At 56.3% G+C, this 595-nt stretch carries 2 protein-coding genes; both read right to left on the bottom strand.

Features of this window, described 5'->3' with window-relative positions; genetic code table 11:
* Positions 1-395 (bottom strand): 3-isopropylmalate dehydratase small subunit (locus tag H6B10_RS15055; protein WP_204652317.1); only part of this gene is annotated, 395 nt, incomplete at its 3' end.
* A gap of 3 nt (positions 396-398) precedes the next feature.
* On the bottom strand, positions 399-595 hold a 197-nt coding region (locus H6B10_RS15060; RefSeq protein WP_243427420.1), incomplete at its 5' end, for an aconitase family protein.

Genomic DNA, 595 nt, shown 5'->3' on the forward strand with positions numbered 1-595 from the left:
GTGGTTTCATCGGTAATAACACCGGTATCAAAATCAATTGCCACCACATCCCCTTCCGAGATAGCCTCGCTGGCAGCAGGGCATTCCAGGATGGGCAAACCAATATTGATGGCGTTGCGGTAGAAAATACGGGCAAAGCTTTTGGCAATAACACAGCTGATGCCTGCCGCCTTGATGGCCAGCGGCGCATGTTCCCGGGAGGAACCGCAGCCGAAGTTTTCGCCACCCACCATAATGTCACCAGCTTTTACCCGGGTGACAAAGGTCTTGTCGATATCTTCCATGCAGTGGCTGGCCAGTTCCGCCGCGCTCTGGGTATTCAGATAGCGGGCAGGAATAATTACGTCGGTGTCGATGTTGTCACCGTATTTGAAAACAGGTCCTTTGGCGTTCATGGTTTAAACCTCCCTCGGGTCGGTGATGTAGCCAGTCAATGCACTGGCGGCGGCGGTGGCAGGGCTGGCCAGATAGACCTCCGAATCCACATGGCCCATACGGCCTACAAAGTTGCGGTTGGTGGTAGAAATGCAGCGCTCCCCTGCCGCCAGGATGCCCATGTAGCCGCCCAGGCAGGGGCCGCAGGTGGGCGTGGAAA

Origin of the sequence: Gemmiger formicilis, assembly GCF_016901605.1 — a bacterium.
GTDB classification, from domain to species: Bacteria; Bacillota; Clostridia; order Oscillospirales; family Ruminococcaceae; genus Gemmiger; species Gemmiger formicilis_B.